Source organism: Cellulomonas avistercoris (genome assembly GCF_014836445.1).
GTDB classification, from domain to species: domain Bacteria; phylum Actinomycetota; class Actinomycetes; order Actinomycetales; family Cellulomonadaceae; genus Cellulomonas; species Cellulomonas avistercoris.
Window position 1 is genome coordinate 82,516 of record NZ_JACSQV010000015.1, and the last position, 13,675, is coordinate 96,190.

13 protein-coding genes are annotated in these 13,675 nt (G+C 75.2%); 3 read left to right on the plus strand and 10 right to left on the minus strand.

Annotated elements, in window-relative coordinates:
- Positions 1 to 24 precede the first annotated feature (24 nt).
- Positions 25 to 1,428 (minus strand): DUF4232 domain-containing protein, encoded by a 1,404-nt coding sequence (locus H9657_RS19755; RefSeq protein WP_191784428.1) that lies wholly within the window; start codon positions 1,426 to 1,428, stop codon positions 25 to 27.
- Between the two features lie 59 nt (positions 1,429 to 1,487).
- On the opposite strand from H9657_RS19755, the gene H9657_RS16055 reads away from it, so the two are divergent.
- Positions 1,488 to 2,762 carry a PGPGW domain-containing protein gene (locus H9657_RS16055; RefSeq protein WP_318241552.1) on the plus strand — a complete coding sequence of 425 codons (1,275 nt, stop codon included), beginning with the start codon at positions 1,488 to 1,490 and terminating at the stop codon, positions 2,760 to 2,762.
- A gap of 43 nt (positions 2,763 to 2,805) precedes the next feature.
- Here the strand turns inward: H9657_RS16055 and H9657_RS16065 are convergent, their stop codons facing one another.
- The 5 genes from H9657_RS16065 to H9657_RS16085 all read right to left on the minus strand — a co-directional run bounded on the left by H9657_RS16065 (position 2,806) and on the right by H9657_RS16085 (position 7,665).
- Positions 2,806 to 3,522 carry a response regulator gene (locus H9657_RS16065; protein ID WP_191784429.1) on the minus strand — a complete coding sequence of 239 codons (717 nt, stop codon included), beginning with the start codon at positions 3,520 to 3,522 and terminating at the stop codon, positions 2,806 to 2,808.
- Entirely contained in the window at positions 3,519 to 4,907 is a 1,389-nt protein-coding gene (locus H9657_RS16070; RefSeq protein WP_318241553.1) for a sensor histidine kinase, read from the minus strand. The genes H9657_RS16065 and H9657_RS16070 overlap by 4 nt, the downstream gene beginning before the upstream one ends.
- Positions 4,908 to 4,983: 76 nt before the next feature.
- Positions 4,984 to 5,757: a hypothetical protein gene (locus H9657_RS16075; RefSeq protein WP_191784431.1), complete on the minus strand. Its 774-nt coding sequence runs from the start codon at positions 5,755 to 5,757 to the stop codon at positions 4,984 to 4,986.
- Positions 5,758 to 5,875: 118 nt separating this feature from the next.
- Positions 5,876 to 6,742 (minus strand): hypothetical protein, encoded by an 867-nt coding sequence (locus H9657_RS16080; RefSeq protein ID WP_191784432.1) that lies wholly within the window; start codon positions 6,740 to 6,742, stop codon positions 5,876 to 5,878.
- Entirely contained in the window at positions 6,739 to 7,665 is a 927-nt protein-coding gene (locus tag H9657_RS16085) for an ABC transporter ATP-binding protein (protein WP_191784433.1), read from the minus strand. Before H9657_RS16085 ends, H9657_RS16080 begins: the two co-directional genes overlap by 4 nt.
- A gap of 393 nt (positions 7,666 to 8,058) precedes the next feature.
- Here H9657_RS16085 and H9657_RS16090 point away from each other — a divergent pair, with 393 nt between their 5' ends.
- A complete protein-coding gene (locus tag H9657_RS16090) occupies positions 8,059 to 9,621 on the plus strand; it encodes a non-reducing end alpha-L-arabinofuranosidase family hydrolase (RefSeq protein ID WP_191784434.1) in 1,563 nt (520 codons plus the stop codon).
- 117 nt (positions 9,622 to 9,738) lie between these two features.
- On the opposite strand, the gene H9657_RS16095 is transcribed toward H9657_RS16090, so the two are convergent.
- The 4 genes from H9657_RS16095 to H9657_RS16110 form a co-directional block, all read right to left on the minus strand.
- The gene (locus H9657_RS16095; RefSeq protein ID WP_191784435.1) at positions 9,739 to 10,431 is read right to left on the minus strand and encodes a hypothetical protein; all 693 of its coding nucleotides are present in this window, start codon (positions 10,429 to 10,431) and stop codon (positions 9,739 to 9,741) included.
- A 93-nt stretch (positions 10,432 to 10,524) separates the two neighbouring features.
- A complete protein-coding gene (gene thiD, locus H9657_RS16100; protein ID WP_191784436.1) occupies positions 10,525 to 11,316 on the minus strand; it encodes a bifunctional hydroxymethylpyrimidine kinase/phosphomethylpyrimidine kinase in 792 nt (263 codons plus the stop codon).
- Between the two features lie 94 nt (positions 11,317 to 11,410).
- Complete coding sequence (locus H9657_RS16105; RefSeq protein WP_191784437.1) at positions 11,411 to 12,217, minus strand: strictosidine synthase; 807 nt, start codon at positions 12,215 to 12,217, stop codon at positions 11,411 to 11,413.
- Positions 12,218 to 12,303: 86 nt separating this feature from the next.
- Positions 12,304 to 12,732 (minus strand): winged helix-turn-helix transcriptional regulator, encoded by a 429-nt coding sequence (locus H9657_RS16110; RefSeq protein ID WP_191784438.1) that lies wholly within the window; start codon positions 12,730 to 12,732, stop codon positions 12,304 to 12,306.
- A 123-nt stretch (positions 12,733 to 12,855) separates the two neighbouring features.
- Between H9657_RS16110 and H9657_RS16115 the strand changes: the two genes are divergently transcribed.
- The coding region (locus tag H9657_RS16115; RefSeq protein WP_191784439.1) for an oxidoreductase at positions 12,856 to 13,675 on the plus strand (820 nt) is incomplete at its 3' end.

Consider the following 13,675-nt stretch of genomic DNA (forward strand, 5'->3'; position numbering starts at 1 on the left):
CGCCGACGCCCGGGGAGCGGCCGGTCACGGCGCCGGCCCGGCCCCCTGCCACGGGCCGACCTTCACCGTCGCACCCGCGAGCACGTCCAGCGCGTCGGGCAGCGGCAGGTCGACGACGGGACCGCCCGGCACCGCGCGCACGGCGACGCCCACCGCGACGTCCGGGTCCTGCGACGTCGACATCGCGGCCCACCGCACCTGCGCGTCCACCGACTCCCCCGGCGCGAGCACCACGCTCGGCGGCGCGTCGGGCGCCACGAGGTCGGGCAGCTGCGTCAGGCCGGGCGTCGGCGTCCCGGACGCGCGCGTGAACGCGAGCTCGGGCAGGCCCTGCACGACGCACCGCACCTGCCCCACGTGGGTCGCGCGCAGGAAGAGGAAGCGCGAGCCGAGGGCCGCGTCCGACCCGAGCACCTGAACGTCCAGCTCCGCACCCGTGCACCGGGGCGCACCGTCGACGTCGGCCCCCGGGGCGGCGGGCGTCCCGGCAGCGGCGTCCGACGCACGCCCGCCGGCGACCCCGTCGACCGTCGCGCCGGGCGATGTCACGTGGTACCGCACGGGCGGTCCGGCGAGCACGTCGAGCCGGCGGGCGACGTCGGCACGCTGCAGGTCGTCCTCGACGTGGACGGTCAGGTCGCTCGACGGGTCCGCGCCCGCGTCGAGCAGCACGCGCACGACGCCGTCCCACGTGGCGACGTCGAGCGCGAGCGCGACGTCGTGCTCGTCCGCCCACGCGTCCGGGACGAGCTGACGGACCTCGACCCACGGGTCCGGCACCTCGACGGTCGTCACGGGCAGCGCGCGCCCCGCGGCAGCGCGCAGCACGCCCACCACGTCGCCGGGGGACCCCACCACGACCCGCCCGCTGTCGGGCCCGAACCACACCTCCGCGACTCCCGGCACCGCCCGGACCGCCGCGGCCTGCGCCACGAGGCCCGTGCCCCCGCCGGCCTCGAGCACGACCTCGGCCGACCGGGCCACGTCCCGCACGCGCAGGTCCCACGCGTGCTCCGCGGCCGGGTCGGCGGCCGCGAGGACCGCACGGGCCGCGGCCACGAGCCCGTCGTGGCCCGGCGCCGCGACGTCCAGCCCGACGACCCACGACCTCGGGTGGCGGCGCAGGTCCAGCTCACCCGGGCCCGGCGCCCGCGCACCGGCGACCAGGCGGCACGAGGCGGCGACGTCCGCGACCTCGGCCGGGACCGCCGCGAGCGCCTCCCGCACCGCCTCGACGACCGCCGCGGGCGGGCGCACGTCGCCCGACGCGGTGCAGCCGGGCGCGCCGGCGCGCTCCGGCAGCACGCGCACCAGCACCGTGGCGGCGACCAGGAGGGCCACCGCGAGGCCGGCCCCCACGACGAACCGGCGCCGGCCGGGCACCCAGTCGTCGGGTCCGGACGTCGCCGGCCCGCCTTCGCTGCTCACCCGCGCGACCCTAGCGGCGCACGCGCGCACCGGGCCCGACCCCACGTAAGGTCCCGCAGGTGAGCACCACGTCTGCACGACCGGGCGCCCGCGTGGGCGTCGTCGTCACCGACGCGTACCCCGCCGAGGACCCCGACCACGACACCGCGCCCCTCGTCGCGGCGCTGCGCGCGCAGGGGATCGACGCCGACGCCGCCGTGTGGCACGACGCGGGCGTCGACTGGGCCGCGTACGACCTGCTCGTGCTGCGCAGCCCCTGGGACTACCCCGACCGGCTGCCCGAGTTCCTGGCCTGGCTCGACCGCGCCGAGAGCGAGACGCGCGTGCTCAACCCGCCCGCGCTGGTCCGCTGGAACCTCGACAAGCGGTACCTCGCCCAGCTCGCCGACCTGGGTGTCGGCGTCGTCCCGACCACGTACCGCACGTCGCTCGACGACGTGCGCGCCGACCTGGCGGCCGTGGCGCCCGGAGCACGCGTCGTCCTCAAGCCCGCGATCTCGGCGGGCGCGCGTGACACGGGGCTCTTCGGCGCCGACGACCCCGGTGCGCTCGACCTCGCGGCCCGGATCCTCGACGGCGGCGGCGTCGTCATGGTGCAGCCCGAGGTGCCCGAGCTGTCCGCGGGGCGCGAGAAGGCGCTGTACGTGATCGACGGCAGGCTCACGCACGCGATCGCGAAGGGCGCGCTCCTGGCGCCCGGCGGCGGGCTGCTCGGCGGCGTCTACGCCGAGCACCCGGAGCCGGTGGACGTCACCGCGGCCGAGGCCGCCTTCGCGCAGCGCGTCGTCGCGGCCGTGGGTGAGGCGACCGGGCTGGGCGTCCCGCTGTACGCGCGCGTCGACACGGTCGACTCGGCCGACCACGGCCTGGTGCTGCTGGAGGCCGAGCTGTTCGAGCCCGCGCTCAACCTGCACGTCGCCCCCGAGGCGACCGGCGCCGTCGTGGCGGCCGTGCAGGCCAGGCTCGTCGACCGGGAGACCGGCGGTGGGCCCGCGGCGGGCGGGCGGGGCGACCGCACGACGTGGTCCCAGCGCTGGGAGCGCACGCGGGCCCAGATCGACCTGCTGCCGCGTCCCGTGCGGGTCGTCGCCGTGTCCGTCGTCGGGGGGACCGTGCTGCTCACGGGCGTCGCGATGCTCGTGCTGCCCGGACCGGGGATCCTCGCGATCCTGGCGGGCCTCGCGCTGCTCGCCACGGAGTTCGCGTGGGCGCGGCGCTGGCTCGACCGGGCACGCGCCGCGGGCCGGCTGGGCGTCGACAAGGGGCGCGAGGTCTGGGGGCGGCGACGTCCCGCGAGCGCCCGGACGCCGCAGGGCGACCCGCCCGCGGCCTGAGGACCGCGTCGGCTCCAGGTCGCCGCCGGTCCTGCAGCGGCGCCTACCGCGCGTCGGGCGCCGGCACCCCTCGTCCCGACGAGCCGGCACCGGCCGGCCCCGCCACGCCGCACTCGTAGGCGATGATCACGGCCTGGACGCGGTCCCGGGCGCCCAGCTTGGCGAAGACGTTGCCGACGTGGGTCTTGACGGTCGTCTCGGAGACGAAGAGCTCGCCCGCGATCTCGGAGTTCGACGCACCGGCCGCGACGAGCCGCAGCACGTCGAGCTCGCGCGGCGTCAGGGCGCGCAGGCGCGGGTGGGGCCCGTCCTCGTCCGCGACGTCGACCGTGAGCGGCAGGTGGCCCGCGAAGAGGTCGAGCATGCGGCGCAGCACGCGCGGCGCGACCACCGACGTCCCGGAGGCGACGGTCCGGATCGCGTCGACGAGCTCGTCGGGGCGGGCCGACTTCAGCAGGAACCCGCTCGCACCGGCGCGCAGCGCCGCGAACGCGAGGTCGTCGACGTCGAACGTCGTGAGGACCAGCACGCGCGACGCGGGGTGGTCGGCGGCGATGTGCCGGGTCGCCTCGATGCCGTCCATGCCGGGCATGCGGATGTCCATGAGCACGACGTCGGGTGCCAGCGCGGCGACCTGCTCGAGCGCGACCCGCCCGTCCGCGGCCTCGCCGACGACCTCGAGGTCCGGGGCGGACTCGATGACCATGCGGAAGCCGACGCGCAGCAGGGACTGGTCGTCCACCAGGAGCACCGTCGTCATCGTGCCTCTCCTCCGTCCTCGGCCCACGGCAGCACCGCGTGCACCTGCCACCCGCCGTCGGGGCGGGGTCCCGCCTCGACGTGCCCTCCGAGGAGCGCGGCACGCTCGCGCATGCCGACGATCCCCCGCCCGGTGCCGGGCCCCTCACCGGCCCGGAGACCGCCCCCGTCGACGACGTCGACCTCGACGGTCGTCGGCGTGCGGCGCACCGCGACCTCGACCGACGACGCGCCCGGTGCGTGCCGCAGCACGTTGGTCAGCGCCTCGCCGAGGATCCGCAGGACCGCCAGGCGAACCGACGTGTCGTCCGGCAGCGCGGTGTCCAGGCCCGTCGCGGTCACGGCCAGCCCGGCCGTGCCGAAGCGCTCGACGACGGTGGACAGGTCGACCTCCGTCGGCGCCACCGGGTCGTCGCTGCTCGACGCGGGGCCGAGCGCCCCCAGGACGCGCTGCATGTCGGCGAGCGCGGACCGTCCGGTGTCGGCGACCTGGCGCACGGCGGCCCGCGACCGGTCGGGGGCGCGCTCGAACGCGGCGTCCGCGCCGTCGGCGAGCGCGATCATCACGGTCAGGCTGTGCGCGACGACGTCGTGCATCTCGCGGGCGATGTGGGCACGCTCGGTGGCCCGCGCCAGCGCGATGCCGTCGTCCCGCTGACGCGCCAGGGCGCGGTACCGCTCGACGAGCTCGGCCGCGTGCAGGCGGCGAGCGCGCGCCGCCGACCCGACGGCGACGCCCAGCAGCAGCAGCGCGAGCAGCAGCAGCACCGAGCCCATGCGGCGCCCGGGCGACATCAGCGGCTCGTCGCGGTACTGCACCCACTCGGACTGTGGAGACGTGTTCGCGCCGAACCAGGCGATGATCTCGATGAGGCCGAGGTCCTGCCAGCGCCACAGCGCGAGCGTCACGACCGTCATGACCGCACCGAACACCACCCAGGTCGTGGTGGTGCCCCGGGCGGCCGCGACGCTGTACAGCGCGCAGGCCAGGCAGGCCCCGAGGACGCCGATGACGGCGGCCACGTGCAGCGACACGAGCGTCGCCGCGGTGAGCAGGACCGTCACGGTGAGCGGCCGCGCCCGCCGCAGCAGCAGCAGGCACGCGCCGACGGCGGTCCCGACGAGCCACGTCGTCGTCACCCGCTCGGTGACCCCGGCGTCGCGCGGGTACAGACCGATGGCGATGGCGCCGTTCGCCGTCTCCCAGATGAAGCCCGAGCCGACGACGCCGACCAGCGCGATGACGACGGCCACCGTGACGTCCATGACCCAGGGGCGTGCGGTGACGAGACGGGCGACCGGGCTCGCGCCGCGCACCTGCTCCTCGGTGAGCGGCAGCGCCTCGTCGGCGCGGGGCGCCCGCGCGAGGGCAGCACGTCGGATCACCGGGCCACTCTCCCATCCCGGCCCGTCGCCGCGGCCCACCTCGCGGGCGGTGGCGGGTGCCACCGCCCCCGACGGCTCAGCGGACGTCATGGCGTCGCAGCCGGTACGCCGCGGCGACGAGCACCACGACCACCCACACGCCGAGGACCGCGCCGCCGCCCCCCACGCCGAGCTGCAGCCCCTGCGTGGCGGCGTCCGCCGCCGCGACGGCCGCGTCGTCCTCCAGCAGGCGCCGGCCCGCCGAGGGCAGGAGCGCGCGCACCGTGTCGGTCACCCGGCCCGGGACGCTCTGCAGGAAGAAGTCGAGGAGGAAGACGAGCACGACGCCCGTGACGATCGCGTCCGCCGGGCGCCGCAGGAGCGCGCCGAGGCCGAGCCCCAGCAGGGCGAGCGCGGCACCGACGACGACGAAGCACACGAGCACACGGGTCGTGCCGGGGACGGCGGGGTCCAGCGCGGGCGCCTCGCCCGCGCGGGGCCCGATGGTCGCCAGGTACGACGCGCCGAGCGCCAGCGTCGCGGTGACGGCGGCCGCGACGGTCGTCACCACGACCTGCGCGCCCAGCACGGGCAACCGGCGCGGCACCGCGGTGAACGTGACGCGCGCCGTGCCTGTCGTGTGCTCCGACGTCCCGACGACCGTCCCGAGGACGAGGAACCCGAGCTGTGCGAACACGAACCCGGACACCACGACCCAGGAGCCGGAGCGCCCGTCGGCGGTCCGCACGAAGATGCCCAGCCCGTACGCCGTGAGAGCGGCCGCCGCGATCGTGCCCAGCGCGAGCCAGGAGCTCGACGCGACGCTCGTCAGCTTGGTCCACTCGGCGGCGAGCACGCGGCGGGACGTCACGCCGGGCCGGGCAGGCGCCCCCCCCCCCCCCGCGACGCATGTGCCGTCGCGCGGGGGCCCGGGGCGGGCGTCGTCGCCGTGCCTGTCGTCGAGGTGCCTGTCGTCGCCGTGCCCGTCATCACCGTGCATCCCGCGCACGCAGCCGCACGCCCGCCACGACGAGCAGCAGGACGATCCACGCACCGAGGACCAGACCCCCACCCACCGGGCCGAGGTCGGGCGTCCCGGGCATGCCGTCGCTCGATGCACCCGTCGTCAGCAGCTGGGCCGCGGTCCCGGGTGTGAACGCGCCGATCGCACCGGCCGGCGTGACGCTGTGGGGCAGGGCCATGCCGTTCGCGTCGACGCCCGGGTCGCTGACGGTCATGAGCACGACGGGCAGGAAGATCAGCACCACGAGCGCCGTGACGAGCGCGGGGACCGTCCTGCGCAGCAGCGCGCCGAGCGCGAGCCCGAGCAGCGCCGTGCCGACGACGAACACCACCATGCCGAGCATGATCCCGGGGGTCTCGCCGTCGGCGAGCCCGAGCGGGAGGTCGCGCGACGCGGCCGCGGGCAGGACCCCCACGACGCACGCCGCCACGGTGAGGACCCCGAGCACCAGCGCGAACGCCGTCAGGACGACGGCCTGCGCCACGAGCGCCGGCCAGCGCCGCGGGACCAGCGTGAACGTCGTGCGGAAGGCACCCGTGCGGAACTCGCCCGCCCCGTACAGGATGCCGAGGACCAGGGGCCCGATCTGGGCCAGCAGCAGACCGCTCGACAGGTCGCGGGCCGGCTCGAACCCCGGGTCGACCGAGGACGCCGTCGCACTCAGGTACGAGATCACACCCGCCACGACGACCGTGACGGCGGCGGTCCACCACGGCGAGCGCAGCGACGTCAGCTTGGTCCACTCGGCGGCGACGACGCGGCCGAAGGTCGGCCCGTCGGTGCGCGCAGCGGCCGCAGCACGCGCGGCGACGGGGGTCGTCGTGGCGCTCATCGCGCACCTGCCCCGGTGCCGGCCGTGCGGTACTCGACGGCGTCGCCGGTGAGCTGCAGGTACGCCTCCTCGAGCGAGCCGGTCTCGGCAGCGAGCTCCAGGACCGTCGCACCGCAGCGGCGCGCTGCGGTGCCGACCTCGTCGACCGACGCACCGCGGACCTGCAGCGCCCCGCCCTCCTGGGGCGTGACCTGCGCGCCCGCGGCCAGCAGCTCGCGGGTCAGCGCCTCGGGCTCGGTCGTGCGGACCCGCACGACCCCCGCGCGCTCGGACTTCTCGACGATGTCCTGCACCGTCGCGTCCGCCAGCAGCCTCCCGCGGCCGATGATGACGACGCGGTCGGCGCACAGCGCGAGCTCGTGCATGAGGTGGGACGACAGCAGCACCGTGCGACCCTCGGCCGCGAGGTCGCGGACCAGGCGCCGCACCCACAGCACGCCGTCGGGGTCCAGGCCGTTGACCGGCTCGTCGAGGATGAGCGTCTGCGGGTCGCCCAGCAGCGCCCCCGCGATGCCGAGCCGCTGGCCCATGCCGAGCGAGAACGTGCCCGCGCGGCGGTGGGCGGCCGGCTCGAGGCCGGTCTGCGCGATGACCTCGCGGACGCGTGCCCTGCCGATGCCGTGCGTCTGCGCCATGGCCAGCAGGTGCTTGTACGCGGTACGGCCGGGGTGCACCGAGCGCGCGTCGAGCATGACGCCCACCGCGTGCAGCGGCGCCGGCAGGTCGGCGTAGCGCCGCCCGTCGACCCGCGTCGAGCCCGACGTCGGCCGCTCGAGCCCCACGACGACGCGCATGGTCGTGGACTTGCCCGCGCCGTTGGGCCCGAGGAACCCGGTGACGGTCCCGGGCCGCGCCGTGAAGGTCAGCCCGTCCACCGCCGTCGTGCTGCCGTAGCGCTTGGTCAGCGCCTCCACCTCGATCATGGCGTCTCCTCCTGGTCCGTCCGCACCCTGCGGTGCGTCCGTCGCCGACGCTACGGAGAGGCGATGGCCCCCCAGCACCTGCTGGTGGAGGAGACGTGCCGGGCGGCCGTCTCCTCCCGTGGGAGGAGGGGACGGCACCGGGGTGGCACACGGGTGCCCGCGGCCCTCGCCACCCGAAGGGGGGAACGATTGCCACGCCGGCTGGCGAGGGGGCGACGCGAAGCGTTTAGGGGCCTCACCCGACCCTTCAGTCGGAGCGATCCCACGTGGCAATGTGAACCTTCACAAACCGCGCGAACCGGGATGTGAAGGCTCACACGGCATGCCGGCCCGTCGACGTCGACCGCGGCCGCGCACGCCCGCTCGACCCCCGACCACTCGAAGGAGAGCAGCATGAGATCAGCACGTGCCCACGGGGCGCCTGCCCCGGCACGAGGACGCCGCCGCTGGGCGTCGGTCCTCGTCGCCGCGGCCACGGCGGTGTCAGCAGGTGCGGCCGCACTCGTCGCCGCCCCCGCGGCATCGGCCGCGACGGTCGACACCAGCGCGTCGTACGTGCTGATCAACCGCGGCAGCGGCAAGGCGCTCGACGTCTACAACCTGTCGATGGCCGACGGCGCCCGCATCACGCAGTGGACCCGCAACGACGGTGCGCAGCAGCAGTGGCAGTTCGTCGACTCCGGCGACGGCAACTACCGGATCAAGTCCCGGCTGTCCGGCAAGGTCCTCGACGTCTACAACTTCTCGACCGCCGACGGCGGTGCGATCGTCCAGTACACCGACCGCAACCAGACCAACCAGCAGTTCCGGCTGCAGGACGCCGCGAACGGCTACGTGATCCTCGTCGGCCGCCAGTCGGGCAAGGCCATCGAGGTCCAGGGCGGGTCCACGGCGGACGGCGCCAACATCGTCCAGTACTCGAACTGGGGCGGGAACAACCAGCAGTGGCAGCTCGTGCGGGTCGGCAGCGGGACCAACCCCACCACGCAGCCGACGAGCAACCCGACGACGCAGCCCACGACGTCGCCGACCACGCCGCCGCCGACGGGCACCTGCTCGCTGCCGTCGTCGTACCGGTGGCGCGACTCCGGCGTGCTGGCCCAGCCGCGCTCCGGCTGGGTCTCGCTGAAGGACTTCACCGTCGCGCCGGTCAACGGCCAGCAGCTCGTGTACGCGACGACGAACACGGGCACGGCGTGGCAGTCGACCGCGTTCGCCCCCTTCTCGAGCTACTCGCAGATGGGCTCGGCGCAGCAGCGGACGATGCCGTTCACGGCGGTCGCGCCGTCGCTCTTCTACTTCGCGCCGAAGAGCGTGTGGGTCCTGGCCTACCAGTGGGGCGGCCCCGCGTTCTCCTACCGGACGTCGACCAACCCGTCGGACCCGAACAGCTGGGGCGCGCACCAGACGCTCTTCACCGGGTCGATCTCCAACTCGGGGACCGGTCCGATCGACCAGGCCCTGATCGGTGACGACCGGAACATGTACCTGTTCTTCGCCGGTGACAACGGCCGCATCTACCGGGCGTCGATGCCGATCGGGAACTTCCCCGGCAGCTTCGGGTCGAGCTACCAGACGATCATGACCGACACGACGAACAACCTCTTCGAGGCGGTGCAGGTCTACAAGCTCCAGGGCCAGCAGCGCTACCTCATGATCGTCGAGGCCATCGGGTCGCAGGGCCGCTACTTCCGGTCCTTCACGGCCACGAGCCTGGACGGCACGTGGACCCCGCAGGCCGCGAGCGAGTCCAACTCGTTCGCCGGCAAGGCCAACTCCGGCGCGACGTGGACGAACGACATCTCCCACGGTGAGCTGCTGCGCACCAACGCGGACCAGACCATGACGGTCGACCCGTGCAACCTGCAGCTGCTCTACCAGGGCCGCAACCCGTCCTCCGGCGGCGACTACGGCGCCCTGCCGTACCGCCCGGGTCTGCTGACCCTGCAGCGCTAGGCACGTCGGACCGCCGGCTCGACAGCTGGCCCCGCCGCTGCGGGCCGCTCCCTCCCCGGGGGCGGCCCGCAGCGGCGTGCGGGGGCGAACCACGTCGTCCGCACACCCGCCGGACCGTCAGGCGGCGGCGACCGCCGGGGCGAAGCGGCGGCGGGTCTCCCGCACGACCTGCACGACGCTGACGGCCAGCAGGACGCCCGACACGGTCACCAGCAGCGCCCGCAGGAGACCCTGCACGGGCCACGCGGCCGCACCCACGAACAGCAGGTACGCCGGCCCCGTGAGCAGGGTGGCGCGGGCCTGCCGGCCCTGGGGGGACCACGCCGACCCGTACACCTGCATCACCGCGCGGGTGACGCGCGAGGCGCGCACCGGCAGGAGCGAGAGCGCCGTCGAGGTCACCACGGGCGGACCGAGCGTGCCGAAGGACTGCTGCGTGCGCGAGAGCCGCTCCCCCGCGTACCGGGACTGGAGGCTGCGCCTGACGTACACGAACGCGAGGACCGCGCAGGGCCAGCACGCCGCAGGCAGGTACCAGCACACCGGGCCGAGGAGCGCGGAGAGCAGCACCATGCAGACGGCGAACGCGACCACCTCCTGGGGGTCCGCGAACTGCTCCCGCAGCGTCTCGGACAGCGGCGGGAAGGCACCCGCCGGCGCCGCGACGACCAGGTAGAGGACAGCGGCCAGCGTCACCGCCGTCAGCACCGACCAGACCGCCCCGACCGCCAGGTAGCCGAGGGGTCGCCAGCGCCGCTCCCACGGTCGCGGAGCGGAACGGGCGCGGTCCTGTGACGTCGGTGCCGACATCTGCCGGACGCTACGGTCCCGCGCCGCACGGCGCCGGTCGCACCGTGCAGGGCACGCGGCCGTCCGCGCGCGCGACCGCGGCCCGTCCCGTGCTCAGGCGCCCTGCCGGACCACCTCGAACGGCGCGCGCCCGCCCAGGCGCCCCTCGATGCCCGCCGTGACGAAGTCCTTCGCGCGGGCGACCGCCGCGCCCACGTCGGCCCCCTGGGCGAGCTCGGCCGTGATCGCCGCGGCCAGCGTGCAGCCGGCGCCGGCGACGCGCTCGCGGCCGACCTTCGGCGCCCGGAGCACGGTGACCTCGTCGCCGTCCACGAGCACGTCCACCGCGTCGTCACCGGGCAGCTCGACGCCGCCCTTCGCGACGACGCACCGCGGGCCGAGCGCCTGGATCCGACGCGCTGCTTCCGTCAGCTGCTCGACGGTCTCGATGGTGGCCATGCCCGACAGCGCCCGGGCCTCGAAGAGGTTGGGCGTCACGACGGTCGCGAGCGGGACGACCTGCTCGCGCAGGGCGTTGTCGGTGTCGAGCGCCGCGCCGGGCTCCTGGCCCTTGCAGATGAGCACGGGGTCGAGCACCACGTGCCGCCACGGCTGGGACCGCAGGCCGGCCGCGACGACGTCGATCGTCGCGGGCGTGCCGAGCATGCCGATCTTGACGACGTCGAGCGCGTACGCGGCGGTCGCGGCCTCGATCTGCGCGGCGATCACGTCGGCGGGGACCGGGAAGAACCGGTGCCCCCAGTCGTTCGCGGGGTCGAACGAGACGATGCACGTGACCGTCCCGAGGCCGAAGGCCCCCAGGGCCTGGAAGGTCCGCAGATCCGCCTGGATCCCGGCGCCGCCGGTGGCTTCGGATCCGGCGATCACGTAGGCGAGGTCGACCACCTGGGTGCTCCTGTCGAGAGTTGCTGCGCGTACGGCACCAGAATCGCACGGCGACGGGCCGACGACGTCGTGGTCCGGCCTCGCCTCGTCCTCGTCATTCCTCGGGGTGCGGCAGCCTCTGACCGTCGCGCACGTAGGTCAGGGTCACGTCGACGTCGTAGGCGTGGATCGCGGAGACGGAGGGCGCCAGCACGCGCGTGAGCCCGGTGGACGCACCGGTGAGGAAGGCGTCCCGGGCGACGTCGTCGCCGAACCCGAGGACGACCGAGGCGTGCAGGTGCTGGTCGGGCGGGTTGTCGTGCGCGACGTGCGGCGTGTCCCAGAGCTTCTTGCTCCACGGCAGGAACACCTGGGTGCGGAGCTCCTTCAGGACCCCCGTGCGCACCAGCGCGGGCACGAGCTCCGTCGTCACGAACCGGTGGAACGCCACCGTGCCGACGTCGTCGCGGCGGCGCAGGTAGACCACGGCCCGCGACCCGGGCTTCTCACCGGGGGCGACGTCGTACCAGCGCGACGTGCCGGGAGGGCCGGCGTACAGCAGGGTGCGGCGGAACACGTTGATCTCGTCCTCGTACGCCAGCGCCGTCTGCTTGCGACCGGCCAGCGGCGACAGGGCGTTCTCGAAGGTGACCTCGGCGATGCCGTCGATCCTGCGGTCGTCCGGGATCGCGGTCTCCACGCCGGCCGTGGACGGCCAGCGTCCGGGGTTGTGCTCGGCCAGGTGGATCTGGCGGTACTCCTCCAGGCCCGGCGTGGCCGCGATGATGCCGGAGTGCGGGCCCCGCCAGTAGTCCATGCCGGTCCGCCGCGGCTGGTCGCTGCGCATCCACAGCAGGATGGACGAGGTGAAGTGCTTCGACACCTCGGGCGCCGTCGTCCGCCCGGTCGTCGTGCTGCTCATGGTCACGCCCTCCGCCGCCGCCGTGCGCTCGCTGCGCAGGGGTCGCAGGGTCAGGGCCCCTCTCGCATCGTCGACCTCGGGTGCCGTCACCGCATCCCGACGTCGTACGCCTCGCGGTGCGCGAGCACGTCGTCCATGTGCCCCTCGGCCCACTCCTTGACGACCCGCAGCGCTCCGCGCAGCGAGTGCCCCAGGTCGGTGAGCTCGTACGTCACCGTGACGGGCACGGTCGGCGTCGCGGTGCGGGTGACCAGGCCGTCGCGCTCGAGCGCGCGCAGCGTCTGGCTGAGCATCTTGGGGCTGACGCCCGCCAACCGGCGCCCCAGCTCGGAGTAGCGCAGCACCGCGGATCCGGTCGCGGGGTCCCGCGGCGCGTCACCCAGCGCGCACAGGACGAGGCCCACCCACTTGTCGGAGATGCGGTCGAGCAGCATCCGGCTCGGGCACGTGGCGAGGAACGCGTCGTACTCGACCTTCGCCGTGGCCCGCTGCTGTGCGGCCGTCGTCATCGGCATGGGACTCCTTGTCACCGGCGGGTACCTACGCACTCCAAAGTACCTACTTCCCGGACGGAAGCGGGCCTCCCAGACTGGACGCGCGGCGCCACCCGGCGCCGGCCCTCCGACGTCAGGCGACCCATGACCACCCTCACCTCCCTCCCCGGCGGCACCTGGACCCTCGGCGACCTGACCGTGACCCGGTTCGGGTACGGCGCGATGCAGCTCGCCGGGCCCGGCGTCATGGGGCCCCCGGCGGACCCGGACGGCGCGGTCGCCGTGCTGCGGGAGGCCGCCGCCCTGGGCATCACGCACATCGACACGAGCGACGCCTACGGCCCGCACGTCACCAACCGCCTCGTCGCGGACGCGCTGGCTCCCTACCCGGCCTCGCTGCACGTCGTGACCAAGGTGGGTGCCACGCGCGACGCCAACGGCGGCTGGCCCACCGCCCGGCGGCCGGACGACCTGCGCCGCCAGGTGCACGAGAACCTCGAGAACCTGCGGGTCGACCGGCTCGACGTGGTCAACCTGCGCCTCGGGGACGCGACGGGCCCGCAGGCGGGCTCGCTCGCCGAGGCGTTCGGGACGCTCGTCGAGATCCAGGAGCAGGGACTGGTCCGGCACCTCGGCGTCAGCAACGCGACGGCGGAGCAGGTCGCCGAGGCGCGGTCGATCGCGCCGATCGTCTGCGTGCAGAACATGTACAACCTGGCGCACCGGGGCGACGACGACCTCGTCGACCTGCTCGCGGATGCGGGCATCGCCTACGTGCCGTTCTTCCCGCTGGGAGGCTTCAGCCCCCTGCAGTCCGCCGCGCTCTCGGCCGTCGCGGCCCGGCGCGGCGCCACCCCGATGTCCGTCGCGCTCGCGTGGCTGCTCCAGCGCTCGCCCAGGGCGTGCGGGCGGGTATCGAGGAGCACGGCGACGACTTCGTGCTCGGTGTCGTGGCGACCGCCCC